The 24,595-nt window shown below is 66.2% G+C and carries 23 protein-coding genes and 1 tRNA gene; 13 read left to right on the forward strand and 11 right to left on the reverse strand.

Annotated features, from left to right (window positions below):
* The first annotated feature begins 102 nt into the window (after positions 1-102).
* A tRNA-Ser gene (locus AXYL_RS03395) sits at positions 103-193 on the forward strand.
* Positions 194-323: 130 nt separating this feature from the next.
* Here AXYL_RS03395 and AXYL_RS03400 read toward each other — a convergent pair.
* From AXYL_RS03400 to AXYL_RS03410, 3 genes are all read right to left on the reverse strand, one after another.
* Positions 324-2,198, reverse strand: a complete 1,875-nt coding sequence (locus AXYL_RS03400) for a PhoX family protein (RefSeq protein ID WP_013391431.1) — start codon at positions 2,196-2,198, stop codon at positions 324-326.
* 191 nt (positions 2,199-2,389) lie between these two features.
* On the reverse strand, positions 2,390-3,670 hold the full coding sequence (locus tag AXYL_RS03405) for a hypothetical protein (RefSeq protein WP_013391432.1): 1,281 nt from the start codon (positions 3,668-3,670) through the stop codon (positions 2,390-2,392).
* 66 nt (positions 3,671-3,736) lie between these two features.
* Complete coding sequence (locus AXYL_RS03410; RefSeq protein ID WP_049797748.1) at positions 3,737-4,726, reverse strand: Bug family tripartite tricarboxylate transporter substrate binding protein; 990 nt, start codon at positions 4,724-4,726, stop codon at positions 3,737-3,739.
* Between the two features lie 196 nt (positions 4,727-4,922).
* Here AXYL_RS03410 and AXYL_RS03415 point away from each other — a divergent pair, with 196 nt between their 5' ends.
* Positions 4,923-5,828, forward strand: coding sequence for a LysR substrate-binding domain-containing protein (locus tag AXYL_RS03415; protein WP_041654851.1), 906 nt, complete (start codon positions 4,923-4,925; stop codon positions 5,826-5,828).
* 57 nt (positions 5,829-5,885) lie between these two features.
* Here AXYL_RS03415 and AXYL_RS03420 read toward each other — a convergent pair whose 3' ends face one another.
* On the reverse strand, positions 5,886-6,113 hold the full coding sequence (locus AXYL_RS03420; protein WP_013391435.1) for a hypothetical protein: 228 nt from the start codon (positions 6,111-6,113) through the stop codon (positions 5,886-5,888).
* A 199-nt stretch (positions 6,114-6,312) separates the two neighbouring features.
* Here AXYL_RS03420 and AXYL_RS03425 point away from each other — a divergent pair, with 199 nt between their 5' ends.
* The 3 genes from AXYL_RS03425 (at position 6,313) to AXYL_RS03435 (ending at position 9,276) form a co-directional block, all read left to right on the forward strand.
* Positions 6,313-7,242, forward strand: a complete 930-nt coding sequence (locus AXYL_RS03425) for an NUDIX hydrolase (protein ID WP_013391436.1) — start codon at positions 6,313-6,315, stop codon at positions 7,240-7,242.
* A gap of 82 nt (positions 7,243-7,324) precedes the next feature.
* A complete protein-coding gene (gene nadC, locus AXYL_RS03430; protein WP_013391437.1) occupies positions 7,325-8,209 on the forward strand; it encodes a carboxylating nicotinate-nucleotide diphosphorylase in 885 nt (294 codons plus the stop codon).
* Positions 8,210-8,289: 80 nt separating this feature from the next.
* Positions 8,290-9,276 carry a tripartite tricarboxylate transporter substrate binding protein gene (locus AXYL_RS03435; protein ID WP_041652179.1) on the forward strand — a complete coding sequence of 329 codons (987 nt, stop codon included), beginning with the start codon at positions 8,290-8,292 and terminating at the stop codon, positions 9,274-9,276.
* Between the two features lie 22 nt (positions 9,277-9,298).
* Here AXYL_RS03435 and AXYL_RS03440 read toward each other — a convergent pair whose 3' ends face one another.
* On the reverse strand, positions 9,299-9,979 hold the full coding sequence (locus tag AXYL_RS03440; protein WP_013391439.1) for a tellurite resistance TerB family protein: 681 nt from the start codon (positions 9,977-9,979) through the stop codon (positions 9,299-9,301).
* A 186-nt stretch (positions 9,980-10,165) separates the two neighbouring features.
* Between AXYL_RS03440 and AXYL_RS03445 the strand changes: the two genes are divergently transcribed.
* The gene (locus AXYL_RS03445) at positions 10,166-10,564 is read left to right on the forward strand and encodes an OsmC family protein (protein ID WP_013391440.1); all 399 of its coding nucleotides are present in this window, start codon (positions 10,166-10,168) and stop codon (positions 10,562-10,564) included.
* Between the two features lie 48 nt (positions 10,565-10,612).
* Here the strand turns inward: AXYL_RS03445 and fabI are convergent, their stop codons facing one another.
* Both fabI and AXYL_RS03455 read right to left on the reverse strand, forming a co-directional pair.
* Complete coding sequence (gene fabI, locus AXYL_RS03450; protein WP_013391441.1) at positions 10,613-11,398, reverse strand: enoyl-ACP reductase FabI; 786 nt, start codon at positions 11,396-11,398, stop codon at positions 10,613-10,615.
* Positions 11,399-11,502: 104 nt separating this feature from the next.
* Positions 11,503-12,399: a LysR family transcriptional regulator gene (locus AXYL_RS03455; protein ID WP_013391442.1), complete on the reverse strand. Its 897-nt coding sequence runs from the start codon at positions 12,397-12,399 to the stop codon at positions 11,503-11,505.
* A gap of 106 nt (positions 12,400-12,505) precedes the next feature.
* Between AXYL_RS03455 and AXYL_RS03460 the strand changes: the two genes are divergently transcribed.
* Entirely contained in the window at positions 12,506-13,579 is a 1,074-nt protein-coding gene (locus AXYL_RS03460) for a succinylglutamate desuccinylase/aspartoacylase family protein (protein WP_013391443.1), read from the forward strand.
* 36 nt (positions 13,580-13,615) lie between these two features.
* Positions 13,616-14,548 carry a pyridoxal-phosphate dependent enzyme gene (locus tag AXYL_RS03465; protein ID WP_013391444.1) on the forward strand — a complete coding sequence of 311 codons (933 nt, stop codon included), beginning with the start codon at positions 13,616-13,618 and terminating at the stop codon, positions 14,546-14,548.
* A gap of 38 nt (positions 14,549-14,586) precedes the next feature.
* On the opposite strand, the gene AXYL_RS03470 is transcribed toward AXYL_RS03465, so the two are convergent.
* From AXYL_RS03470 to gloB, 4 genes are all read right to left on the reverse strand, one after another.
* The gene (locus AXYL_RS03470) at positions 14,587-15,219 is read right to left on the reverse strand and encodes a GyrI-like domain-containing protein (RefSeq protein WP_041652182.1); all 633 of its coding nucleotides are present in this window, start codon (positions 15,217-15,219) and stop codon (positions 14,587-14,589) included.
* Complete coding sequence (locus AXYL_RS03475; protein WP_013391446.1) at positions 15,201-15,743, reverse strand: PadR family transcriptional regulator; 543 nt, start codon at positions 15,741-15,743, stop codon at positions 15,201-15,203. The genes AXYL_RS03470 and AXYL_RS03475 overlap by 19 nt, the downstream gene beginning before the upstream one ends.
* A gap of 94 nt (positions 15,744-15,837) precedes the next feature.
* Positions 15,838-17,256: a transglycosylase SLT domain-containing protein gene (locus AXYL_RS03480; RefSeq protein WP_013391447.1), complete on the reverse strand. Its 1,419-nt coding sequence runs from the start codon at positions 17,254-17,256 to the stop codon at positions 15,838-15,840.
* 7 nt (positions 17,257-17,263) lie between these two features.
* Positions 17,264-18,085, reverse strand: coding sequence for a hydroxyacylglutathione hydrolase (gene gloB / locus AXYL_RS03485; RefSeq protein WP_013391448.1), 822 nt, complete (start codon positions 18,083-18,085; stop codon positions 17,264-17,266).
* A gap of 20 nt (positions 18,086-18,105) precedes the next feature.
* On the opposite strand from gloB, the gene AXYL_RS03490 reads away from it, so the two are divergent.
* From AXYL_RS03490 to dnaQ, 5 genes are all read left to right on the forward strand, one after another.
* The gene (locus AXYL_RS03490; protein WP_013391449.1) at positions 18,106-18,879 is read left to right on the forward strand and encodes a class I SAM-dependent methyltransferase; all 774 of its coding nucleotides are present in this window, start codon (positions 18,106-18,108) and stop codon (positions 18,877-18,879) included.
* Between the two features lie 58 nt (positions 18,880-18,937).
* Positions 18,938-19,399 carry a ribonuclease HI gene (gene rnhA, locus AXYL_RS03495; protein ID WP_013391450.1) on the forward strand — a complete coding sequence of 154 codons (462 nt, stop codon included), beginning with the start codon at positions 18,938-18,940 and terminating at the stop codon, positions 19,397-19,399.
* 180 nt (positions 19,400-19,579) lie between these two features.
* Complete coding sequence (locus AXYL_RS03500) at positions 19,580-20,668, forward strand: efflux RND transporter periplasmic adaptor subunit (protein WP_013391451.1); 1,089 nt, start codon at positions 19,580-19,582, stop codon at positions 20,666-20,668.
* Between the two features lie 33 nt (positions 20,669-20,701).
* A complete protein-coding gene (locus tag AXYL_RS03505) occupies positions 20,702-23,818 on the forward strand; it encodes an efflux RND transporter permease subunit (RefSeq protein ID WP_013391452.1) in 3,117 nt (1,038 codons plus the stop codon).
* Positions 23,819-23,821: 3 nt separating this feature from the next.
* Positions 23,822-24,544, forward strand: a complete 723-nt coding sequence (gene dnaQ, locus AXYL_RS03510) for a DNA polymerase III subunit epsilon (RefSeq protein WP_013391453.1) — start codon at positions 23,822-23,824, stop codon at positions 24,542-24,544.
* Positions 24,545-24,595: the final 51 nt, after the last annotated feature.

Consider the following 24,595-nt stretch of genomic DNA (forward strand, 5'->3'; position numbering starts at 1 on the left):
CGTCCCCTTTTCTTTGCCTGCTTGTGGGCGGTGCGCAAAATCTGCTAGAATCGCGGATTCGCATTTTCTGCAGCGGCTTGCCCGTGGCAAAAATCGCAAATAGGACAGGTGGCCGAGCGGTTGAAGGCGCACGCCTGGAAAGCGTGTATACGTCAAAAGCGTATCGGGGGTTCGAATCCCCCTCTGTCCGCCAGGATTCGCACTGCAAAACAGTGCACAAAAAAACCCGCAAGCGCTCAAGCCTTGCGGGTTTTTTGTATTGGCGTGGCGTAAAAAAACGCCGCCCGGCGCAAGGTGCCGGGCGGCGTCTTCAACCAGAGCGCTTACGCGCCTACCGGCTTGCCATCAGTCCGGCGCACCACCACCGTCGCGGAGCGGGCGTCGCCGCCGCCTGCGCGCAGGGTGTTCCACGTCTTATCCGGGTGCTGGATGTTGATGAAGAACGTGGTCAGGTCCGGCGTGTAGGCGATACCGGTGATCTCGCAGCCCAGCGGGCCGACCAGGAAGCGCTTGGATTCGCCGGTCTTCTGGTCGATGTAGTACATCGAGTTATTGCCGAAGAAGTCCGTGGTTGAAGCGCTGGTGCCGGCGTCGGTCTGGACCCACAGGCGGCCCTTGGGGTCGACGCGGATGCCGTCGGGGCTGGAGAAGGTGTCGCCGTTGACGTTGCCGGTCAGGTTGGCGGCCACGCCGTCGGCCTTGTCGCGGCCGGCCAGCAGCAGCAGGTCCCACTCGAAGGTGGTGGCCAGCGGCGAATCGCCGCGCTCGTGCCAGCGGATGATGTGGCCGTGCGAGTTGCTGACGCGCGGGTTGGCGGCGCTGGTGCGCTTGCGGCTGCCGTTGTTGGTCAGCGTGCAGTACACGGTCTTGTCCACGCCCACCGTGATCCACTCGGGGCGGTCCATTAGCGTGGCGCCGGCGACGCGGGCGGCGGCCCCGGTATTGACCAGCACGTCGGCTTGCGTGTTGAAGTTGATGAGCTTGCCGGTGATCACGGTGCCGCTGGCGACCTGCGTGAAGTTGCCCGGGTCGGTGGCGCCGGCGGTCAGATTGTTCTTGCCCACCGTCAGTTCCACCCAATTGCCGCTGCCGTCGTCGTTGAAGCGCGCGGCGTACAGCGTGCCTTCGTCCAGCAGGCCCATGTTGGCGGCGCGGTTGGCCGGGTCGTAGGGCTTGGTGGGGATGAACTTGTAGATGCAGCCGGGCGTGGTGTCATCGCCCATGTAGAACGCGACGCGGTTGTTCTCGTCCAACATGAAGGCCGTGTTTTCGTGGCTGAAGCGGCCCATCGCGGTGCGCTTGACGGCGGTCGAGTCCGGGTTCTGCGGATCGATTTCCACCACCCAGCCGTAGCCTTCATCGGCCGGCTTGCCGGTGTCGCCGGTCTTGTAGTGGTAGTTGTTGAGCGTCTCTTCGCAGGTCAGGTAGGTGCCCCAGGGCGTGTCGCCGCTGGAACAGTTGTTCAGGGTGCCGACGACGGTGTCGCCGACAACCGATTTGGCCGGGCCGCTGACGTTGTAGACGGTGTTGCCGGTGTAGCGCTTGTTGTAGCGCGAGTCGGTCTTGACGGCCCATGCGCCGTTGGCGCTACGGGTGATTTCGACGACGGACACGCCGACGTTGGACAGGCGGGTCTTCACGCCTTCGACGCTCTGATCCAGGGTCTCATCGTCCAGCGCTTCGTGGTTCAGCACCAGCAGGCCGCCCTGATTGGGATCGACGCCGGGCAGGGCATAGAAGTGCATGCCGTCGTGCTGGCCGCCGGACTGGGTCTCGGTGGCGGGATAGGACTGCGGTACGCCAGCGTAGCCGGTCGAGCCGATCATGCACTTGTCGCCGGCGGAATACAGCACTTCGGCGACGTAGCCTGCGGGCACGGTGACGGTGTCGGCGACGATCTTGTCGGCCAGCGGGGTGAACGTGACGGAGTAGTCGGGGCCAGGGGGCGGCTTGGTTTCGCCGCCCTCGCCAGGCTGGGTGCCAGGGGAATCGTCGTCGTCATCGTCGCTGCCGCCACAGGCGGTCAGCAGGGTCGATGCGCCGAACACGGACAACATTGACAGGCCGAAGCTGTTCTTCAGCAAAGTGCGGCGCTGGGGATTCGCGGCGACGATCTCGTCGAACATCTGCCCGGGCACGGTGACCGCGTCCTGGGCTTCGCGATAGGGAGCGCGCAATTTATCAGTCAAGTAGGACATTCCAACCTCATAGTGTCGCGAACGAGTCGCTCAGTTGTCTGTAAGCAAAACGAAAGCGAGGTTAAAGGTCGGTCGTTACAAAGGGGTGACGATAGTGTGAAGTCCTTGCTGTGGTCTGTGTAGTCCGCCGCCTGGCGGAGTCGCGGCTTGACTCGCGGCCGAGGCGGCGGCTGGGCGTGGCTGGGCGTGGCTTAAGCGCGCGGTCCGACGATGGGCGTTACGTCCAGCACGTACATCTGGCGTTCGCCCTCATGCACGGAGTCGATGCAGACCTGCGTGCCGTCGCGGCTCCAGCGCGGATGCAGGTCGCAGCGGTTTTCCTTGGAGAGATGGGGATCGGCGTAGAAGCTGCCCAGCGCGTGGCGCAGGCCGGTCTGCATGTCGTAGAGGAACAGGATGCGTTCGTGCGTGGTCGAGTCCGGATAGGTGTCGCTCAGCAGCCAGCGCGTGTTCACCGGCGAGTAGGTCATGTGGCCGTTCTCGGTCAGCACGCCGTCGCCCACGGCCTGCACCGCGCCGCCGGGCGCGTCGCGGTAGAGGTGGTAATGGATGCTGCCGTCATGCGGCCCCCAGACGATGATCGTATGGTCATCGCGCCACAGCGGATGCGAGATCTGATATTCGGATTTCTCGTAATCGAAGGTGCCGACCGCGCTGGGATCGAAGTCGTCGGCCAGTTGCGGCAGCGGGTGGTCGGAGCATTCCAGCAGGCGCATGTCGCTGCCGTCCGCGTTCATGGTGATCAGGCGGTGCAGGAAGCAGGTCTCGTCCTTCACGCGCTCGGTCCAGCGGTGCAGGAACAGGATGCGCGAGGACGAGGGATTGATCTCGATATGGCTGACCCAGTGGATGGCGCGTTCCATCGAGTCGCGCGGATGGAAGTTGCGCAGGTCGGCATAGCTGACCAGCAGGCGGTGCGCGCCGCTCTCCAGATCCATGCCGTGGATGCCGTCGTCGGCTGGGGCGTTGCTCACCGGGCCGGGCGCGTGTTCGCTGTAGCCGATGGTCTCGTGCGTGATGTAGAGGCGACGGTAGTCCACGCAGAGCGCGTAGCGGCTGTTGGGCGCGGCCACGTAGATGGGCAGCGGCAGATAGCGGGTCTGGCCGGTGGCGACGTTGTGGACGGCGGAGCGAAAGCCCGGATAGAAGCCGCTGTCGTCGTCGCGGCGGCAGTTGTAGATCATCTGCGGCTCGGCCTCGCCGTCCAGCCATTGCAGCTGGCAGCCCATCTGCCAGTTCCAGGCCGTGGTGTTGCCCACGGCGTGGTAGCGGTCGCCATCCTGCAGGTCGAAGTAGCCCACTTCCGCGCTCAGTTCGGGCGTGAGCGGCGCGTCCTTGAATGGCGTGCGGTTGGCCAGCAGATAGCGGCCGTCGCGATGCCAGACGGTCTTGTTGTAGTAGCCGAAGAAATGGTGGTGCGGCGTGGCGCCCAGGCGGCGGCAGGCGATGGGCGTGGCGAGCATGCGGTTCATGGATGGCGGGGTAGAGATAAAGTCGGAAAGAAAAAGGGCGGCGCTGGCGCCGCCCCAGGCAGGCGTTCAGCCCGCGGTGATGTGTTCGGTCTCGATGACCTTGTTCCAGCGGGCCCGTTCGCGTTCGACGAACTCGCGCGCTTCGGCGGGGCTGTTGCCCACCGGCGTCATGCCCAGGCGTTCCAGGCCGTCGCGGAAGGCGGGGTCGGCGTAGATGCGGCGCAGGTCGGCGCTGATTTTTTCGACCAGCGCGTCCGGCACGTCCTTGCTGGCGGCCAACGTCGTCCACGAGGTGACCGTCAAGCCGGGCAGGCCGGCTTCGGCGGCGGTGGGCACATCGGGCAGGGCGGGCGAGCGGGTGGCGCCGGTAATGGCCAGCGCCTTCAGCTTCTTGGCCTGGATGTAGCCGATGGTGGTGGGCACGTTCTCGAACAGCAACTGGATCTGGCCGCCCAGCAGATCGTTGGTGGCGGCTGAACTGCCACGGTACGGGATGTGCACGATGGGCGCCTGCGCGGCCATCTTGTAGAGCTCGCCGACCATATGCACGGACGAACCCACGCCGGCCGAGCCGAAGTGCAGCGTTTCCGGCTTGGCCTTTGCCAGTGCGGTGAGTTCGGCCAGGGTGTTGGCTTCCAGCGCGGGATTGGCCACCACCACGTGCGGCATCTCGGCCACGATGGTGATCAGCTTCAAATCGCGGGCGGGCTGGTAGTTGAGGTTCTTGTAGACCCCGTAGGTGGCGTGCAGGCCGATGGAGCCGAGCAGCAGGGTATAGCCGTCCGGTCCGGAGTCGGCGACGAACTTGCCGCCGATATGGCCGCCGGCGCCGGGACGGTTTTCCACCACCACCGACTGGCCATAGAGTTTGCCCAGGTGCTCGGCCAGCAGGCGGCCCTGGATGTCGGAGCTGCCGCCCGCGGTGAAGGGCACGATGATGCGCACCGGCCGGTCGGGATAGTTGGCTTGCGCGTGCGCAGCCAGCGGCAGCGTCGCTGCCGTCACGCTCAGACACAGCGTTTGCAGGAGGTGGCGCCAGGAGCGGCGGAGGTTCATGTGGGTTCCCCTGGGAGGTTGGATAGTGCGGGGGCGCATCTGGCGGCGCCCTTGGGAAAACCAGTGTAGGAGTCTGCGGGTATTTGAAAAAATTCTTTTTTCAACATAGGCTATGCAGAATTGCCATACATTGCCCCTGCCCCTGCCCCTGCCCCTGCCCCTGCCCCTGCCCCTGCCCCTGCCCCTGCCCCTGCCCATGAGCCGACCGCTGAATTTCCGCCAGATCGAAGCCTTCCACGCGGTCATGCTGGCAGGCACCACTACGGGCGCCGCGCAGATGCTGCGCACCACCCAGCCTTCGGTCAGCCGCCTGCTGGCGCAGGTGCAGCAGGCCAGCGGCCTGAAGCTGTTCGACATGGAGCGCGGACGCTTGAGGCCCACGCGGGAGGCCAAGGACTTGTTCGATACCGTCCAGCGCCATTTCGTGGGGCTGGAGCGTATCGAGGATCGCGTCGCGGCGATGCGGCGCAGCGGCAGCGGCGTGCTGCGGTTGGCCTGCACCCCGGCGCTGGGCCTGGGCGTGCTGCCGGGCGCGATCGAAACCTTCGCGCAGCGCTATCCCGACGTGCACATCAATATGCAGACCGTGGGCAGCCAGTATCTGCGCGAAGGGCTGCTGCACGGCACCTACGATGTGGTGGTGACCACGGCGCCGCTGGACGGCGCGCAGTTGGAAATGCAAAGCCTGCACGAAAGCGCCGCCGTCTGCGTGATGCGGCCCGATCATCCGCTCGCCGCGCAGCCGTCCGTCGGCATCATGGACCTGGACGGGCGGCGTCTGCTGGTGTTGAACGCCGATGACGACGTCTATCTGCAACTGCGCGGCGCCATGCAGCAACACGAGGCGCAGCCCGCCTCGGAAATCGAGACCACGTATTCGTCCACCATCTGCGCGCTGGCCGCCGCCGGCAGCGGCCTGGGCGTGGTCAATCCCTACATCGCCGCCGTGTTCGCGGACCGCTTGGCGATACGGCCGTTCACGCCGCGCCTGCCGGTCCGCGTCAGCATGGCTTATCCGGCGCAGACCGCGCCGTCGTCGGTGACGGAGGCTTTTGTGGAGATCCTGGCGCGCGGATTCCAGGCGTTGCCCGGCGCGGCCTGAGCGCCGCGCGGGCGGCGTCCGGGCTCGCGTATCATCTTGCCATCGCGCCGGGAGGGCTTAGCTCTTGCGGTTCTCGTACGAAGTATCTAGCACGTCATCTTCCGGGGTGATGATGCCGGGTTCGCCGGGTTCCGCAATGGCGCGTCCGCGCCGCGGCATGCCGGCGACCTCCTTGCTGTGGTCCGCCATCGGCAGCACTTCGGTGCCTTTGCGCGGGTCGACGGCGACGGGTTGTTCCGTTTCGGCGGTTTTGGCCGCCTGCGGATCGGGGGCGGTTTTCAACATGATGTCTGCTCCGCTTGCGGGCGTCCCAGGATGGCGACGCGCCTGGTTGCCACTTCCATCTTAGGACGGCACGCAGGCCCGGGAGCAGGAATGGCTGTCACGTTTGCAAGGGGCTGTTGCAGGAGCCCGACCCTTATAATTTCCAGCGCCCTGCGGTTTGCCGCCAGCCGCCCGGTTTCTCACTTTTCCTACGCCTACCTTGACTGAATCCGTCGAACGCTCCGTCCATGCTGAACTCGTTGCCGTGCTGGTCGCCGTCACCAACGGCGAGCCGCGGGTGCTGACGACCGACGATGCGCGCGCCTTGCCGGCCGGTCCCTTCGAACTGTCGCACCGTTCCTTGCAGGCCGGCTTGCGCGCCTGGGTGGAGGAGCAGACTCATCACCCGCTGGGTTATGTGGAGCAGCTCTACACCTTCGCTGATGGCGACCGTTCCGATGAGTCGGGCGCGCGCGTCATGTCGGTCAGTTACCTGGGCCTGACGCGCGAGGCCGGCGAGACCGGCGTGGCGCAGGTCGGCTGGCAGGACTGGTATCGCTACTTCCCCTGGGAAGACCGGCGCGCGGGCACGCCCGCGCTGGTGGAGGAAATGATCGTGCCGCGCCTGGCCGCCTGGTGCGAAGACAGTTCCGATGCGGCCGTGCGCACGCGCCGCCGCCAGCGCGCCGCCATCACCTTCGGGCTGGACGGCTCGCCGTGGAACGAGGACATGGTGCTGCAGCGCTACGAGCTGCTGTTCGAGGCCGGGCTGGTGCCCGAAGCCGCGCGGCGCGGGAACAAGGGCGCCGTGGTGCCGGGCGAACCCATGCGCCACGACCATCGCCGCATCCTGGCCACCGGCATCGCCCGGCTGCGCGCCAAGATCAAATACCGGCCCGTGGTGTTCGAATTGATGCCGGTGCAGTTCACCTTGCTGCAATTGCAGTTGGCCGTGGAAGCGCTGGCCGGACGCGCCCTGCACAAGCAGAATTTCCGCCGCCTCATCGAGCAGCAGGCGCTGGTCGAAGAAACCGGTGAAATGGCCACCGGCACGGCCGGCAGGCCGGCCAAACTGTTCCGCTTCCGCCGCGACGTGCTGTTGGAGCGTGCTATTGCGGGGAGCAAATTGCCGCTGTCGCGGGCGATGTGAGGCTTGACAAGCTTTATGCTCGTCTCTAGCATAATTACTGCGCAATCCCTGCGCGCCTTTTTTTAATCATTAAATACTCAAAATGAGCATTAAAGCCGCAGCGCCTGTGACCGTCGCCCGACTGGCCGTTCCTCCCTTGCCGGAAGTCATGCTGGAGCCGCTGGTGCGCGCGGCCTTGCTCGAGGATCTGGGACGCGCCGGCGATCTGACTACCGATGCCATCGTGCCCGCCGACGCCACGGCGCAGACCCGCCTGGTCGCGCGCCAGGAAGGCGTGCTGGCCGGGCTGGACCTGGCGCGACTAGCGTTTCGCGCCATGGACCCGGACATCAAGTTCGAGGTCGCGCTGCGCGACGGCAGCGAGTTGCAGCCGGGGGCGGAAATCGCCCGCATCAGCGGCAATGCGCGCGCCATGCTGACGGCCGAGCGCGTGGCGCTGAACTTCCTGTGCCACCTGAGCGGCGTGGCCAGCGCCACCGCGTCCATCGCCCGCGCCATCGAAGGCTACGGCGCGCGCGTCACCTGCACCCGCAAGACCATGCCGGGCCTGCGCGCGGTGCAGAAGTACGCGGTGCGGGTGGGCGGCGGCAGCAATCACCGCCATGGCCTGGACGACGCGGTGCTGATCAAGGACAACCACATCGCGCTGGCAGGCGGGGTCGCGACGGCGGTCGAGCGGGCGCGCGCCGGTATCGGCCATATGGTCAAGATCGAACTGGAAGTGGACACGCTGGAGCAGCTGGAAACGGCGCTGTCGCTGGGCGTGGACGTGGTGCTGCTGGACAACATGAGCCTGGACGACCTGCGCCGCGCGGTCGCCATGGCGCGCGGCCGCGCCATCACCGAGGCCTCGGGCCGCATCACGCCCGAAACCGCCGCCGCGGTAGCGGCCACCGGCGTGGACCAGATCGCGGTGGGCTGGATTACCCATAGCGCCAAGGTGCTCGACATCGGCCTGGACGCCTGAGCCTGTTCGCCGGCTTCTAGCCGGCATCGCCCAAGTCCCTGCGCGCGCATGCCGCGCGGGGACGCTTGCAAGCCCGCATCATGAATCGCCTGCTTAGCTCCGTTCTTACGTTTCTGGTCCTGCCGCTGGCCGCCTGCGGCAATTCGCCTTCGGGCGAAGCGCCCAAGGACGCCGCGTATCCCTCCCATCCCATCACCATCGTGGTGACGTTTCCGCCGGGCGGCGGCACCGATCTGCTGGCGCGCCGCATCGGCGCCAGCCTGCAGGAGCAGTTCGGCATGGCGGTGGTAGTGGAAAACCGTCCTGGCGCCAGCGGCAATATCGGCGCGCGCGCCGTGGCCGAGGCGCCTGCCGACGGCTATACGCTGCTGATGGTCAACAGCTCCTTCGCGATCAATCCGGGCGTCTACGGCAACCTGGGTTTCGCGCCCAAGCAGGACTTCGCGGCGGTCATCAATGTGGCATTCGTGCCGTCGGTGTACGTGGTGCCGGCGGCGTCGCCCTGGCACAGCCTGGACCAGGCGCTGGCCGCCGCCGCGCCGGACCGGCCGCTGCCGTTCGCGTCTTGCGGCAATGGTACGCCGCAGCACCTGGCGGGCGAGATGCTGGCGCGCGCCACCGGCGCGTCTTTGCAGCATGTGCCGTACAAGGGCTGCGGCCCCGCGCTGACCGACGTGACAGCGGGCCAGGTGAGCATGGGCGTGGTGACCGCGTCCAGCGCCGCGCCGCTGATCGCGGCCGGCAAGCTGCGGGCCTTGGCGGTGACCTCGCCCGCTCGCTCGCCGTTGTTGCCTGCGGTGCCGACGGTGGCCGAGCAAGGAGTGCCTGGCTATGCGCTGGACCAATGGCATGGCCTTCTGGCGCCGGCGGCGACGCCGCCCGCGGTGGTAGCCAAGCTGAATGCGGCGGTGGCGAAGATCGTCCAGCGCCCGGCTGTGCAGGCGGCGCTGCGTGAACAGGGTTTTACGCCTGCCAGCAGCACGCCGCGCGAATTCCAGGCGATGATCGATGCGGATATCGACCGCTATACCGCCTTGACGCAGGCGATCGGCCTGCGCGCCGACTAAACGATGTGCAGGCCGCCCGGTCTCAGGCTGCGGCGGCCCGGGCGTGCTGTTCCAGCTGTTCCTTCAAGCCCGGTTGCAGCTTGAGCTGGCGCGCCAGTTCGTCCAGATAGGCGCGTTCCATATAGCTTTCTTCGTCCACCACCAAGAGGCTGGCCAGGTACATCTCGGCCGCCATTTCCGGCGTTTGCGCGGCTTGCGCGATGACGGAAGGATCCAGCGGGCGCGACAACTCGGCTTCGAGCCAGCGGCGGTCTTGCGCGTCCGAAGACAGCTTGGACAGTTCGGTTTCGAGCAGGCTGCGTTCTTCCGGGCCGATGTGGCCGTCGGCCTTGGCCGCGCCGATCATGGCGGTCAGCACCGCCGTGCTGTGCTGCTCGGCCTGGGGCGCGGGCAGGCGGTCCAGCGTCTGCGGTGGGGCCGCCGGCGCGCCGGACTGGCTGCGCTGCCAGTCGCCATAGGCGCGGTAGGCCAGGGCGCCCAGCGCCGCCATGCCGCCGTACATGGCGACCTTGCCACCGATCTTGCGGGCCTTCTTGCTGCCCAGCAGCAGTCCCAGGGCGCCCGCGCCCAGCGCGCCGCCGCCCAGGCCGGTCAGGAAGGACGAACCCTTGCCGCCCGTGGCGTTCTGCACGCGATTGGTGGTGTCGGACAGCAGCCCTTGCCCGGACTGCAGCAGTTGATCGAGTAGTTGTCTGGCGCTCATGCGGCCCCCTTAAGTGTGCTCAGGTATTGCGGATAGAGATATCCGACCGGCCCAGCGGCCAGAAGTTCAGCTTACAGTCAGTTGCTTGCGCTGGCGACGTACAGCGATCGTCGCCAGGTGATACAACGTGGTCTGGGGCGGCCGCGGCGGCCGCCCGCCAGCACCCGTTACCAGGAGACAGGACCCATGAGCATCCGCGTGCGCCAGAATGCGCCCAACTCGCTGCAATTCACCGCCACGGCCGAAGGCCACGATCTGCCGCTGGACATGCCCCAGCCGCAGGGCGCCGGCCCTGATCCGCACGACTATTTCGATACCGCGCTGGGCGGCTGCAAGGCCATGACCCTGATGGTCTACGCGCAGCGCAAGGGTCTGCCGCTGGAATCGGTGGGGGTGGAGGTAGTGCGCGATGCCGGCGAGGAGCGCAAGGGCATCTACCGCCTGACGGCCAAGCTGACGCTGAATGGCGAGCTGTCCGATGCGCAGATCGATGAACTGCTGGCGGTGGCCGAGAAGTGCCCGGTGCACAAGCTGATGACCGCAGTAGACGTGCAAGTGTCCACCGTGGTGGTGCAGCCGGCCTGAGCGGTCCGGCTGCCGCGGCTGGGGCCGTCGGCCCCGCCGCGCAGGGACTTAGTCTTCCATGCCCGGGACGATGGTCGAGAAGCCCGCGTCCACGTGGGTGATCTCGCCCGTCACGCCAGCGGCCAGGTCCGACAGCATGAAGGCGGCGACGTTGCCCACGTCTTCGATGGTGACGTTGCGGCGCAGGGGAGCCTGGGCTTCCACGAACTTCAGGATGGCCGAGAAGTCCTTGATGCCGCTGGCGGCCAGCGTCTTGATGGGGCCGGCGGAAATGCCGTTGGCGCGGATGCCGCGCGGACCCAGCGCCGTGGCCAGGTAGCGCACGCTGGCTTCCAGCGAAGCCTTGGCCAGGCCCATGGTGTTGTAGTTCGGGACCACGCGCTCGGCGCCCAGGTAGGTCAGCGTCAGCACGGAGCCGTTGCGGCCTTCCATCAGTGGCAGGGCCGCCTTGGCCATGGCGGCGAAGCTGTAGGCCGAGATGTCGTGGGCGATGCGGAAGCCTTCGCGCGACAGGCCGTCGAGGAAGTTGCCGGCGATGGCTTCGCGCGGCGCGAAGCCGATGGAGTGCACCAGGCCGTCCAGGCCGTCCCAGTGCTGGCCGAGTTCGGCGAAGGCGCCTTCGATCTGGCTGTCTTCGGCCACATCGCAGGGCAGCACGATCTTGCTGCCGAATTCGGCGGCGAATTCGCCCACGCGGTCTTTGAAACGGTCGCCCACGTAGGTGAACGCCAGTTCGGCGCCTTGCTGGTGACAGGCGCGCGCGATGCCGTAGGCGATGGATCGGTTGGAAAGCACCCCGGTGACCAGGATGCGCTTGCCGGCGAGAAAGCCCATATATCTATCCTTTGATTTTTTCCCTCTGGAGACCGCCTATTTTAAGGAGTTTGCGCGGTTTCGCGATATGAAAAACCCGGGGCCGGATCTGCCCGGATTGCGCTTCAGGACGGCTGCCCGGGCGGCGGGAACAGGCGCACGAAGCTGGCGAGCAGGGGATCGCGCTGGTCGGCGCGCCAGACCAGCTCCAGATCGAACGTCAGGTCTATGCCGCCGACCTCCTTGAAGACCACGCCAGCGGGGCCGTGCTGCATGAACGAGGCGGGAATGACGGCGCAGCCCAGCCCGGCCGACACCAGCCCCAGAATGGTGGGAAGATCGGTCGCCACGGCAGCCGGCCGGGTCATCGGAATGCCGGCGGCCCTGAGGATGCGCACCAGCGCGTCATAGTGCGAGGGCGACCCGGCGCGCGGGAACAGAATGAATTTCTGGCCGGCCAGATCCTTGAGCGTGCGGACGCTTCCCGCGCCGCGCGCCACCGCCGCGGGCATGGCCAGGATCATGCGGTCTTCATAGATTTTCAGCCCCTCTACTTCGCTGTCGAGCGGAGAGCGCCAAGCGACGATACCGGCGTCCAATTCATGGCGCTTGATCGCATCCAGCTGCCAGGCCGACAGGCCGGGTTCCACCATCACGTCGGTATCGGGCGAGGCGCGCGACAAGGCGGCGATCGCCCGTCCCAGGCCGGGCAGCCAGCTATAGCCGGGCATGACGCCGATCTTCAGCGAGCCGGCCTTGCCGTTGGCCGCCAGCGCGACCTGCGCCCGCAAGGCCTCGCTGCCCGCCAGCATCAGCTTCGCCTGGGCCAGCAGGGCCTCGCCGGCCCGCGTCAATGCCACGCCGCGCGGCAGCCGCACCAGCAGTTGCGCGCCCAGTTCCTCTTCCAGGGCCATCATCTGGCGGGATAGCGCGGGCTGGGCGATATGCAAAGCCTTGGCCGCGCCGGCGACACTGCCGGCCGCGCATACGGCCGCGAAATAACGCAACTGCCTCAACTCCATGCCATGCCTCCCAGGCATACGTAATGCTCAACAAAAGTATTTGTTTCGACGGCTACAAATACCTATATTTTCCGGTTGAATCCCATAACGTATACCCAAAAGGTCTATGAAAAAAGCCACCTTCCGCGATTCGCCGTCGTTGCGTGACCGGCGGGTCGCGCACCTGCCCGCGCGCAACCCGCAGTGCGCGACGGCCTTCACCGACATCGATCTCGACGCGCCGGGCCGGCAGGCGGGCTTTCTGCATATTCCGCAATCGCCTCACGACGACGCCTGGGGCACGGTGCGCATTCCCATGGCGGTACTGGCGAATGGCGACGGGCCCACGGTCATCCTGGAAGGCGGCAACCATGGCGACGAATACGAAGGGCAGATCGTGCTGGGCGAACTGATCCGCGACCTGCCGCTGGACCGTATCCGGGGCAGGTTGATCGTCATGCCCTCGCTCAATGCGCCGGCGGCCGAAGCCGGACTGCGCACGTCGCCGCTGGACGGCAAGAACCTGAACCGCACGTTTCCCGGCGACCATGCCGGCAGCATCACGGAGCAGATCGCCGCCTACGTCAGCGACCAGCTGTTCTCGCGCGGCGACGCGTTCCTGAGCCTGCACTCCGGCGGCTCGTCGCTGGACATCATTCCCAGCGCCCTGGTGCAGCCGTCGAAGGATGCGGAGCAGACCCAGCGCAATATCGACGCCGTGATGGCCTTTGGCGCGCCGTTCAACGTGCTGCTGGACACGCTGGGCGACACGCGCACCAGCGTCGCCACGGCGGTGGCCGCGGGACTCACCTGCGTCAGCACCGAGATGGCGGGGCGCGGCACCGTGACGGACAGCGCGCTCGCGCTATGCCGCGCCGGCGCCTTGCGCGTGCTGGCGCACTGGGGCGTGCTGGACCAGGCCTGTGCCCAGCCGCTGGCGGCGCAGCTCGCGCCCCTGTACAAGGTCAGTGGCGCGACGTCCTACGTCATCGCTTCGGAGCGGGGCGTGTTCGAGGCTTACCATCGGCATGGCGAGGCCGTCGAAGCCGGCCAGCCGGCGGGCCGCATCCACCAGACCTTCGATCCGCGGCGCGCGCCGGTCGAACTGCTTTACGGGACCAGCGGCGTCGTCTTCGCCAAGCGGCATCCTGGCATCGTCTTGCCCGGCAACGTCTGCTGCGTGGTGGCCAGCGCGGCGTGAGGCCGCAGCCCGATTCACTTTTTCAGAAATCAGAACATGGCAATCCATATCGAAACCCCGGCGCTCGCATCCCGCGCTTTCTCCCTGCGCAGCGGCAAGGACGTGCGCCTGAAGATGGAGGCGCTGCAGCCCAGCGGCTCGTTCAAGGCGCGCGGCATAGGCCATGCCTGCCAGATCTACAAATCCCGCGGCGCCCGGCGCTTCATTTCTTCGTCCGGCGGCAATGCCGGCTATGCGGTGGCCTACGCCGGCCGCATGCTCGCCACGCCGGTGACCGTGGTGGTGCCTGCTACGACCTCGGAACGCGCCAAGAGCCTGATCCGCTCCGAGGGCGCCGAAGTCATCGTGCATGGCGCCTCCTGGATGGAGGCCAACGCCCACGCACTCGAACTCATGACGCCGGCCGACGCGTTCCTGCATCCCTTCGATGATCCCTTGCTATGGGAGGGGCACGCGACCATGATCGACGAGCTGGCCCGGCAGGGCGGGCGGCCGGACGTGGTCATCTGCTCGGTGGGTGGCGGCGGGCTGCTGTGCGGCGTGGTCGAAGGCCTGCGGCGCAACGGCTGGGCCGAGGTGCCGGTGATCGCGGCCGAGACCACCGGCGCGGATTCCTACGCCCAGGCCCTGAGCGCGGGGGCGCCGGTGCTGTTGCCCGAGATCAGGTCGATTGCGACTTCATTGGGCGCGCGTCAGGTCTGCGACCGCGCGCTGGATCTGGAGAAAGAGCACCCCATCGAGAGCGTCGTCGTATCGGACGCCGCCGCGGTGGCGGCCTGCGAAGACGTGCTGCTGGAGCACCGCATCCTGGTCGAGCCCGCCTGCGGCGCATCGGTGGCGGCGCTGGACAGCGGTTCGGAGTTCCTGAAGAACGCCCGCTCGGTAGCGGTCATATTGTGCGGCGGCGTGGGGGTCACGGCGGACCAGCTGGCGCAATGGAGCGCGCAATTCGCGGCGCAGCCCCGCTAGCGGCCCGGGCCAGAGGTGACTCGTCGTGCGGCTCGGCCTTACTTGGGCAGAAGGCTCACGGGTTGCCGAAGAATGACCTTGCGTTTCGTGGGGGCGGTGCGAGTCCAATCATCAAGATAGATCTCGTGATACGGCCCTGACGGCGCCAAACCTTCTTGCGGCAGATGTTCTCCGTAGAGCTTTTCAAGCATGGCGGGCAGATCGTTGGTTGGGCCCACATGAAGAATCTGTACGCACTTTCCTTCGACCAGCGCCTCCCAGCGCGGCGTTGGCGCACCGTTCAGTTCGTGGCGCATTTGCGCGGCGGATTCCTCAAGGCACGCCGCATTCGCCCACACAGGCAAGGTTATCTGCGCGCGCCAACGCCAATTCTCGCGATGGCCTGCTGCGAAGTCGCGCATATCGTCTGCCCAATAGAGCAATTCCACCGGAGGCTCGACAAAGGCCTTTCCCAGGCGCTCACGAGCTTTGCGCCGTATGGGATAGATGGCGGTGTAAAGGCCCTTGATCGCTGCCGTGACGGACGACGGTTCGGGAGATCCTGCACCATCCCAGACTGCGAATGGCAGCTTGGGCACATCGATCATGCTGAATGCCCCCGTCGGGGGGGCGTAGAGCGCCCTGAGCATCGCTCTGTCGCGGATCAAATCGATCATTCCTTCGTCGGCCATGGCTTGCTCCTCATGTAATCCAGGGTGGTGGTGATCCACCCGCGCTCTGCAGCCAGTTGGCTCGCGGAAAAGTCAAAAAGGACTTCAATGTGATCAGGCATCGGCTGCCGCTGCCGGCGCATGAGTTCGAGCCGTTCTGCTTCTGCCATGACCGAAGACAGGCGGTTCTCCAACGCAGCCAGCGCTGACTCGCGCGACAGCGCTGGCCAATGAATCATTCCCAGCAAAAGGGATGAATGCGTGGGGCGATAGGCTCCAAGGGCAGAGATCGTTTGTTCCAGCAGCGCCTGATGGCCCGCGGCAGTCGCCGAAAACGTCTTGCGCGCCTTGGTTCCAGCGGGGGCTTCCGCCAAAACCAGTCCCGCTTTCTCCAACTTTCCAAGCACGAAATAGATCGAGGAAAAACCGATCTGGGTCCATTCACGCATGCCCCGGGTTTCGATGACTTGTTCAAGTTCATAGCCGTGCCGCGGCATCTCTGCGACGAGGCCTAGTAGCAAGAGCTCGGAGTCGGTCAGGTTCATTGTTTTATTCTAGTACTAGAATAAAAAGCCAGGCAAGCTGAAATAAAAAAAGGCGCGTCCCGCAAGGACGCGCCTCTTGTTGTTCCGGCGGCGTTCAGCCGCGGGCGTTGGTGCCCGGCACGCGTAGCTGCGAGCCCACCTTCAGGGCGCTGCCCTTGATGTTGTTGAGCGCGCGCAGCGCGTCGACCGAGGTGCCGTACTGCTTGGCCAGCGAGAACAGCGTGTCGCCCTGGCGCACCTTGTGGGTGCGGACATTGGGACGGGCGCTGGCGACGCGGGCGGCCGGCGCTTGCGCGGCGCGGCCGCGCGGGGCGGCGGCCTTGTTGTCCGACGGCGCCGAGTCCAGCGCGCCCACCGGGGCCGCCAGCGAGGCCAGTTGCACGCCGCCCGTGCCGGGTTCGCCCGGCACCAGCAACGATTGGCCGGAGGCCGATTTCTGGCGCGAGCCGATGTCGTTGGTCTGGCGCAGCGTGGCTTCGCTCACGCCGAAACGTTTGGCGATCGAGGCGTAGGATTCACCACGGCGCGAGTGGTAGATCTTCCAGGCGCTGAGGTCGCCCTTGTAGTTGGTCAGGTTGGCGTTGAAGATCTCGACGCGGTCGGCCGGCAGCAGCAGGGTCGGGCCGTGGTCGCCGCGGATCACCGGGCGGTTGAACGAGGGATTCAGCGCCTTGAATTCGTCCAGCGGCATTTCGGCCAGCTTGGCGGCGATTTCCAGGTCGATGTCGCTGTTCTTCTGGACCGTCACGAAGTAGGGCGTGTTGCCGACCGGGGGCAGGGCCACCGCATAACGCTGCGGATCGGCGATGATGTTCTTGATGGCCTGCAGCTTGGGTACGTAGTTGCGGGTTTCGTCGGGCATGTTCAGGGACAGGTAGTCCGTGCCCTGGCCGGCCGCTTCGTTCTTGGCCATGGCGCGCTGCACCGAGCCTTCGCCCCAGTTGTACGAGGCCAGCGCCAGGTACCAGTCGCCCTGCATTTCAAACAGCTTTTCCAGGTAGTCCAGCGCCGCGTTGGTCGAGGCGATGGGATCGCGGCGCTCGTCGCGCCACCAGTCCTGCTTCAGGTTGAAATGCTGGCCCGTGGCCGGCACGAACTGCCACAGGCCCGAGGCCTGGGCGCGCGACAGCGCGGTCGGGTTGTAGGCGCTTTCGACGAAGGGCAGCAGCGCCAGCTCGGTCGGCAGGCCGCGGCGGTTGATCTCGTCGACGATGAAATACAGGTACTTGCCGGCGCGTTCCGCCATGCGCTGCACCGACTCGGGGTGGGACGCGTAATAGTCGGTCCACTGCTGCGAGAGGTCGGTGTTCAGGTTGGGGATGGCGAAACCGCGGCGGATGCGGTCCCAGGCGTCGGCGGGCGGGTTGGTCAGATCCACCGTCCGGGACGTGTCGCGGGCGATGTATCGCCCTTGGGAATTGGTGGTGAGGTTCTTGCTATCGGGGGCTTTGGTTCCTGCGCAACCGGCGAGGACTGCCAGCATGAGCGGCAGAAGGAGTCGGGATAGATTCATCAGGCTGTCACTTGAAATCGTTCTTCCATTTACGAAGGGAGGCAAAAACCTCTACCGGCGTAGCGTGGCTGTGGCCGGCCCAGCGCTCTGCGGCGTGGACGACCTCAACTTCTTGCGTGCGCAAAAACGGATTGGCCGCGCGTTCCTGTCCAATCGTGGACGGAAGCGTGGGAAGACCTTCTGCTCGTAATTGCTGGGCCTGCTGGTGCCACTGTTGCAGGCTGCGGTTGGCCGGATCGACTGCCAAGGCCCAGCGCAAGTTCGCTAGAGTGTACTCGTGTGCGCAAAAAACCTGTGTATCTGGCGGTAAAACAGCAAATTTCCCTAAAGAATCATGCATTTGCGCCGGAGTGCCTTCGAAAAGACGGCCGCAGCCCCCCGCAAACAGGGTGTCGCCACAGAACAGAACCGGCTGCTGGCCGGCTGCCCGGCCGTAGTACGCGATGTGGCCGGCAGTGTGCCCGGGCACGTCCAGCACGGTCAGATCCAGGTCCAGTTCCGGGATCGCCACGCGGTCGCCTTCCGCCAGGCGCACGTCGCAGCGCGGCAGCTGTTCATGCGCGGGCCCGTATACGGTGATGCCCTCGATGCGGGACAATTCCGGAACACCGCCCACGTGGTCGCCGTGATGGTGCGTGAGTAGAATGGCGCGCAGTCTCAAGCCCGTCCGGTCCAGCCATTGCAGCACCGGGCCGGCATCGCCGGGATCCACCACGGCGGCTTCGCCGCCGTGGACGATGGCCCAGATGTAGTTGTCGTTGAAGGCGGGTAGAGGCAAGACCGCGGCGTTGCGATCGCGGCCGCCTGTGGGGGCGGTCATGGCTTGCATGGGATTCGAAGGAATAAAACGTGGCAGAAGATACTCCGCCGATTGTAGAACTGGCCGAATGGTTCCAGACGCCGCCGGGACAGTATGCCCTGGCCTGGGAGCGGGCGCAGTTCGACGCGGCTGTCGCGGACGTGTTCGGATATTACGCCTGGCAGGTCGGCCTGGCGGACATGAATCTGCTGCGCGCCAACCGCATGCCCTTCAAAGGTTACGTGGGTACCGAGATTCCGTCCGCGGAAAGCGCGGCCAGCTGGCAGTCGCGGGTGGTGCTGGCCGAGCCCGAGGCCCTGCCGTTCGAATCCCAGAGTGTGGACCTGCTGATCCTGCCGCACGCCTTCGAATGCGCCGAAGAACCCCACAACGTGCTGCGCGAGGTCGAACGCGTGCTGGTGCCGGAAGGGCGGGTCGTGATCTCGGGCTTCAATCCCTGGAGCATGTGGGGCGCGCGCACGCGCATGCCCGGCATGGAGCCCTGGCTGCCTCAGCCGCCGTCGTCCCAGGTGTCCTTGCCGCGGTTGAAGGACTGGTTCAAGCTGCTGTCGCTGGAGGTCGACGCCAGCCACTTCGGCTGCTACGCGCCGGCCTGCCGCAGCGAAAAATGGCTGCAGCGCTGGTCCTTCCTGGAGTCGGCGGGCGCCCGCTGGTGGAGCCTGGGCGGCGCGGTCTACGTGGTGTCGGCGGTCAAGCGGGTGGCCGGCATGCGTATCATTGGCCCAGCCTGGAAGAAGGCCAAGCCCAAGCGTGCCCGCGCTGCGTCGGTGGTGGTCAACCGCCAGGCGGACGACGGCTCCTGAAGGACATGGCTCCGCGCCGCGGAGCCGATTTTTTTAGCAAGGAATACCAGGCAGCACCATGCAGGACGACAAAGCGAACGAGCAGAAAGTGGAAATGTGGACCGACGGCGCCTGCAAGGGCAATCCCGGTCCGGGCGGCTGGGGCGTGCTGATGCGCGCCGGGGGCCACGAAAAGACGCTACATGGCGGCGAACTTCAGACCACCAATAACCGGATGGAACTGCTGGCGGTCATCCAGGGCCTGCGCGCGCTCAAGCGCCCGTGCAGGGTCATCATCCACACGGACTCCCAATATGTGATGAAGGGCATGACCGAGTGGTTGGCCAACTGGAAGCGGCGCGGCTGGATGACGGCCGACAAGAAGCCGGTCAAGAACGTCGAACTGTGGCAATTGCTGGACGAACAGGTGCAACGCCATACGGTGTCCTGGCGCTGGGTCCGCGGACACGCCGGCGATCCGGGCAACGAACGGGCCGACCAATTGGCCAATATGGGCGTGGAATCGGCCAAGCGGGGCTGATGGCATCGGGAAATACCCTCAAATCCGCCCTCAGGGGCGGATTTAGTTCTTTCATCCGGCTTCAGGATTGTTCCAGTATGTAAATTCGGGTGCTAAAGTGCCAACCCTCATTCCAGTTCCTGCGGCGCAGTCCGCGTGGGGGCATGCCTGGCCCGCGCCGCAATACCGCCACATTTGCGCATGAAAAAAGCAGTACTGCTCGCCGCCGTAGCGGCAGGGGTGGCCGCGGGGGCCGCGCTCGGCGTTTTTGTGCCGCGCTGGCTCGCCTTCGGAACCGTCAGTCCACCACCCGGCGCCGTCGAAGCGCCCCTGGTCACGCGCGCCGCGCCCGTCCGGGTCGAAGTGGCCGCCGTCGAAGAGATTCCTTTCGCGCGCGGCATCTCGGCCGTGGGCAGCCTGCGCTCCGACGAATCCGTGGTGCTGCGCCCGGAAGTGGCCGGCCGCATCCAGTCCATCGATTTCAAGGAAGGCCAGCCGGTCAAGCGCGGTGACGTGCTGATCCGCCTGGACGATTCCGTGCCGCGCGCGGAATTGGCCCAGGCGCGCGCCAATCTGACGCTGGCGCAAAGCCACTACCGGCGCTCCGTGGAGTTGCAGGGCAAGGGCTTCGTCAGCCAGCAGGCGCGCGACGAGTCCGCAAGCACGCTGAAGGTGCAGGAAGCCGCCGTGGCGCTGGCCCAGGCGCGGCTGGACAAGATGACGATCTCGGCGCCGTTCGGCGGCATTGTGGGCTTGCGCAGCGTGTCGGTGGGCGACTACGTCAATCAGGGCCAGGACTTGGCGCCGCTGGAGGCGATCGATCCGCTCAAGGTGGACTTCCGCGTTCCCGAAATGTATTTGAGCAAGGTGGGCGTGGGCCAGCAGTTGACGCTGCGCATGGATGCGCTGCCCGGCCAGGAGCGGCCGGGTACGGTTTACGCGGTCAGCCCGCTGGTCGATGCGGGTGGACGTTCCATCCTGCTGCGCGCCACGGTCGCCAACAAGGATGCGGTGCTGCGCCCGGGCATGTTCGCCCGCGTGCAGCTGCAGTTCAATCAGGACAAGGCGCTGGTCGCGCCGGAAGCCGCGTTGTCGCCCTCGGGCGCGACGCAGTATGTCTACCGGGTCAAGAACGGCGCGGCCGAGCGGCGCGAGGTCACCATCGGCGAGCGCCGCGAGGGCCGCGTCGAGATCCTGACCGGGGTGGCGGCGGGCGACCAGCTGGTGGTGTCGGGCCTGCAACGGGTGACGGACGGCGCCGCGGTGACCGTTCTGGCCAACGGCGCGTGACGCCGGCTTTTTTCCCTATCTGGCGGTAGCGCAATGCGTATCTCGGAAACCTGCATCAAGCGGCCGGTGTTCGCATCGGTCCTGTCGCTGATCATCGTGCTGATCGGCCTGATTTCGTATTCGCGCCTGACCGTGCGCGAGTATCCCAAGATCGATGAGCCCATCGTTTCGGTGGACACGACCTATAAGGGCGCCTCGCCCGAAGTGATCGAGTCGCAGGTGACCAAGCCGCTGGAAGACCAGCTGGCCGGCATCGAGGGCGTGGACGTGATGACCTCGCGCAGCCGGTCGGAACGCAGCCTCATCAACATCAAGTTCAATCTGTCGCGCAATCCGGACGCCGCGGCCGCGGAAGTCCGCGACAAGGTCTCGCGCGCGCGCCGCTTCCTGCCCGACGAGATCGATGAACCCATCATCGGCAAGGTCGAGGCGGACTCCCAGCCCATCATCTACATCGCGGTCGAGTCCGGTACGTATTCCGCGATCCAGACCTCGGACTACATCAACCGCTACATCAAGACCCGCCTGTCGGTGCTGCCCGGCGCGGCCGAGGTGCGCGTCTTCGGCGAACGCCTGCCGTCCATGCGCATCTACGTGGACCGTGACAAGCTCGCCGCCTACGGCCTGACCGTGCAGGACGTGGAGGCCGCGCTGCGCAGCCAGAACGTGGAGATTCCAGCCGGCCGCATCGAATCGCGCGCCCGCGAGTTCTCGGTGGTGTCTTCCACCGACCTGCAGACGCCGGCGCAGTTTGAGAACGTGATCGTCGCCAACGTCAAAGGCTACCCGGTGCGCATGCGCGACGTGGCCAATGTGGAGATCGCCGCCGCCAGCGACCGCGTGCTGTCGCGGTTCAACGGCAAGCCCGCCATCAACATCGGCGTGACGCGCCAGTCCACCGCCAACCCGCTGGAACTGTCCAAGGCCGCGCGCGAGGAAGTGGCGCGCCTCAACGAGAACCTGCCGGCCGGCATGAAGCTGAACATCGCGTACGACTCGTCGGTGTTCATCGAGCGCTCCATCGATTCCGTGTTCCACACCATCGGCGAAGCCATCGTCCTGGTGGTGCTGGTGATCTTCTTCTTCCTGCGCAACCTGCGCGCCAGCATCATCCCCATCGTCACCATCCCGGTATCGCTGGTGGGCGCCTGTGCGCTGATGTACCTGTTCGGTTTTTCCATCAACACGCTGACCCTGCTGGCCATGGTGCTGGCCATCGGCCTGGTGGTGGATGACGCCATCGTGGTGCTGGAAAATATCTTCCGCCACATCGAAGAGGGCATGCCGCGCAAAGAGGCCGCCCTGCGCGGTTCGCGCGAGATCGGCTTCGCGGTGGTCGCGATGACCATGACCCTGGTCACCGTGTACGCGCCGCTGGCCTTCGCCACCGGCCGCACCGGACGGCTGTTCATCGAGTTCGCGCTGGCGCTGGCCGGCGCGGTGCTGGTGTCGGGCTTCGTGGCGCTGACGCTTACGCCCATGATGTGCTCGGTGCTGCTGCGCCACCAGAGCAGCCACAGCCGCTGGTACAACATGATCGAAGGCTGGCTCAATGCCATGAGCAACGGCTACCGGCGCGCGCTTGGGGCCTCCTTGCGCCATCGCTGGCTAGTGGTGGTGATAGGCGTGGCGGTGGCGGCCGCGAGCGGGGTGCTGTTCAAGGTGGTCAAGAGCGAGCTGGCGCCCATCGAGGACCGCGGCGTGGTGTTCGGCATCGTCAGCTCGCCGGAAGGCGCCACGCTGAACTACACGCTGGAAAGCATGCTGGGCATCGAGAAGTTCTATTCCGAGATTCCGGAGGCCAGCGGCAGCCAGGTGACCGTGGGCTTCCCCACGGTGACGGACGGCACCGCCATCCTGCGCCTGAAGCCCTGGGAAGAACGCAGCCGCAAGCAGCAGGCCATCACGCAGCAGCTGCAGCCGCAGTTCGCCTCGCTGCCTGGGGTGCGGGCGTTTCCGACCAATCCGCCGTCGCTGGGCCAGTCGGCGCGCTCCAAGCCGGTTGAGTTCATCATCATGAGCCAGGCGTCGTACGCCGAGCTGTCGCGCCTGACCGAAGTCTTCCTGGCCGAACTGCGCAAGTATCCCGGCCTGATCAATCTGGACACGGACCTGCGCTTGAACACGCCCGAGTTGCGGGTGCGGGTGGACCGCGACAAGATGGCCGACGTGGGCGCCAATGTGGACACCGTGGGCCGCACCCTGGAATCGATGCTGGGCGGCCGCCAGGTCACCCGCTACAAGGACGAAGGCGAACAGTACGACGTGATCGTGCAGGTGACGCCGCGCGACCGCGCCAATCCCACCGACATTTCCGGCATCTATGTCCGGGCGCGCGACGGCAGCATGGTGCAGCTGGACAACCTGCTGGGCGTGCACGAAGGCGTGTCGCCGCAGTCGCTGAATCACTTCAACCGCCTGCGCGCCGTGAAGATCGACGGCGCGGTGGCGCCGGGCTACGCCTTGGGCGAAGTCCTGGCGCACATGCACCAGGTGGCGCGCGACGTGCTGCCCAACACCATCGTGACCGACCTGGACGGCCAGTCGCGCGAGTTCCGCGATTCCTCCGGCAGCATCTACCTGGTGTTCGCCATGGCGCTGGCCTTCATCTACCTGGTGCTGGCCGCGCAGTTCGAAAGCTGGCGCAATCCCTTCATCATCATGCTGTCGGTGCCGCTGTCCATGACCGGCGCGCTGCTGGCGCTGTGGCTGACCGGCGGCACCTTGTCCATCTACAGCCAGATTGGCCTGATCACGCTGGTGGGGCTGATCACCAAGCACGGCATCCTGATCGTCGAATTCACCAACCAGCTGCGCGACGAGGGCAAGGAATTGTTCGAGGCCGTGGTTGAGGCCAGCGTGCTGCGCCTGCGCCCCATCCTGATGACGACCGGCGCCATGGTGCTGGGCACCGTGCCGCTGGCACTGTCCACGGGCGCGGGGGCGGAATCGCGCCAGCAGATCGGCTGGGTTCTGGTGGGCGGGCTGATGCTGGGTACACTACTGACCTTGTTCGTCGTGCCGGTGGCCTATACCTTGATCGCCACCGCACGCAAGAAACCCGGCCAGGCCGGCAGCGCAGCGCATCATCCGGACCCCGCTCCGGCGCCGCACGCGCAGCCCGCCGCGCCTGCCCAAGCGTCGGAATAAGTTATGCGCCAGATCATCTTTGACACTGAAACCACCGGACTGGACCCTGCCCAGGGCCATCGCATCGTCGAGATCGGCTGCGTGGAAATGGTCAACCGGATGAGCACCGGCAACAACCTGCACATCTACCTGAACCCGGACCGCGACAGCGACCCCGAGGCTTTGGCGGTGCACGGCCTGACCACGGAGTTCCTGTCCGACAAGCCGCGCTTCGCCGATGTCGCGGACGAGTTCGTCAAGTTCATCCAGGGCGCCGAGCTGATCGCGCACAACGCGGCATTCGACGTCAAGTTCTTCAACGCCGAACTCGCCAAGACCGGGCGCGGCCCGGTCACCGACTACTGCGAGACGGTCACCGATTCGCTGTTGCACGCGCGCTCGCTGTTCCCGGGCAAGCGCAATTCGCTGGACGCGCTGTGCGACCGTTTCGGTATCTCCAACGCCCACCGCACGCTGCACGGCGCATTGCTGGACTCGCAGCTGTTGGCGGAAGTCTGGCTGGCCATGACCCGCGGCCAGGACGCGCTGCTGATCGACGTGGACGATGGCGCCAGCGCTGGCGGCAACGGCGTCGAACTGGCTCGCTTCGACGCGTCGGGCTTGCCCGTGATCAAAGCCAGCGAAGCGGAACTGGCCGAGCATGAAACCTATCTCGCGGCCCTGGACAAGTCCGTGGGCGGGGAGTGCACCTGGCGCAAGATCGACGCGCCGGTGGCGGCCGTCTAAAGTTTTTCGAGGCGACTTGCACACGTTCAAAAAAACGTGCTAATATTTCGC

This window comes from Achromobacter xylosoxidans A8 (assembly GCF_000165835.1).
GTDB classification, from domain to species: domain Bacteria; phylum Pseudomonadota; class Gammaproteobacteria; order Burkholderiales; family Burkholderiaceae_B; genus Achromobacter; species Achromobacter xylosoxidans_B.

Coding starts and splice junctions, on each gene's coding strand:
- AXYL_RS03400 (WP_013391431.1), bottom strand. CDS start 2,198: ATGTCCTACTTGACTGATAAATTGCGCGCTCCCTATCGCGAAGCCCAG.
- AXYL_RS03405 (WP_013391432.1), bottom strand. CDS start 3,670: ATGAACCGCATGCTCGCCACGCCCATCGCCTGCCGCCGCCTGGGCGCC.
- AXYL_RS03410 (WP_049797748.1), bottom strand. CDS start 4,726: ATGAACCTCCGCCGCTCCTGGCGCCACCTCCTGCAAACGCTGTGTCTG.
- AXYL_RS03415 (WP_041654851.1), top strand. CDS start 4,923: ATGAGCCGACCGCTGAATTTCCGCCAGATCGAAGCCTTCCACGCGGTC.
- AXYL_RS03420 (WP_013391435.1), bottom strand. CDS start 6,113: ATGTTGAAAACCGCCCCCGATCCGCAGGCGGCCAAAACCGCCGAAACG.
- nadC (WP_013391437.1), top strand. CDS start 7,325: ATGAGCATTAAAGCCGCAGCGCCTGTGACCGTCGCCCGACTGGCCGTT.
- AXYL_RS03435 (WP_041652179.1), top strand. CDS start 8,290: ATGAATCGCCTGCTTAGCTCCGTTCTTACGTTTCTGGTCCTGCCGCTG.
- AXYL_RS03440 (WP_013391439.1), bottom strand. CDS start 9,979: ATGAGCGCCAGACAACTACTCGATCAACTGCTGCAGTCCGGGCAAGGG.
- AXYL_RS03445 (WP_013391440.1), top strand. CDS start 10,166: ATGAGCATCCGCGTGCGCCAGAATGCGCCCAACTCGCTGCAATTCACC.
- fabI (WP_013391441.1), bottom strand. CDS start 11,398: ATGGGCTTTCTCGCCGGCAAGCGCATCCTGGTCACCGGGGTGCTTTCC.
- AXYL_RS03455 (WP_013391442.1), bottom strand. CDS start 12,399: ATGGAGTTGAGGCAGTTGCGTTATTTCGCGGCCGTATGCGCGGCCGGC.
- AXYL_RS03460 (WP_013391443.1), top strand. CDS start 12,506: ATGAAAAAAGCCACCTTCCGCGATTCGCCGTCGTTGCGTGACCGGCGG.
- AXYL_RS03465 (WP_013391444.1), top strand. CDS start 13,616: ATGGCAATCCATATCGAAACCCCGGCGCTCGCATCCCGCGCTTTCTCC.
- AXYL_RS03470 (WP_041652182.1), bottom strand. CDS start 15,219: ATGGCCGACGAAGGAATGATCGATTTGATCCGCGACAGAGCGATGCTC.
- AXYL_RS03475 (WP_013391446.1), bottom strand. CDS start 15,743: ATGAACCTGACCGACTCCGAGCTCTTGCTACTAGGCCTCGTCGCAGAG.
- AXYL_RS03480 (WP_013391447.1), bottom strand. CDS start 17,256: ATGAATCTATCCCGACTCCTTCTGCCGCTCATGCTGGCAGTCCTCGCC.
- gloB (WP_013391448.1), bottom strand. CDS start 18,085: ATGCAAGCCATGACCGCCCCCACAGGCGGCCGCGATCGCAACGCCGCG.
- rnhA (WP_013391450.1), top strand. CDS start 18,938: ATGCAGGACGACAAAGCGAACGAGCAGAAAGTGGAAATGTGGACCGAC.
- AXYL_RS03500 (WP_013391451.1), top strand. CDS start 19,580: ATGAAAAAAGCAGTACTGCTCGCCGCCGTAGCGGCAGGGGTGGCCGCG.
- AXYL_RS03505 (WP_013391452.1), top strand. CDS start 20,702: ATGCGTATCTCGGAAACCTGCATCAAGCGGCCGGTGTTCGCATCGGTC.
- dnaQ (WP_013391453.1), top strand. CDS start 23,822: ATGCGCCAGATCATCTTTGACACTGAAACCACCGGACTGGACCCTGCC.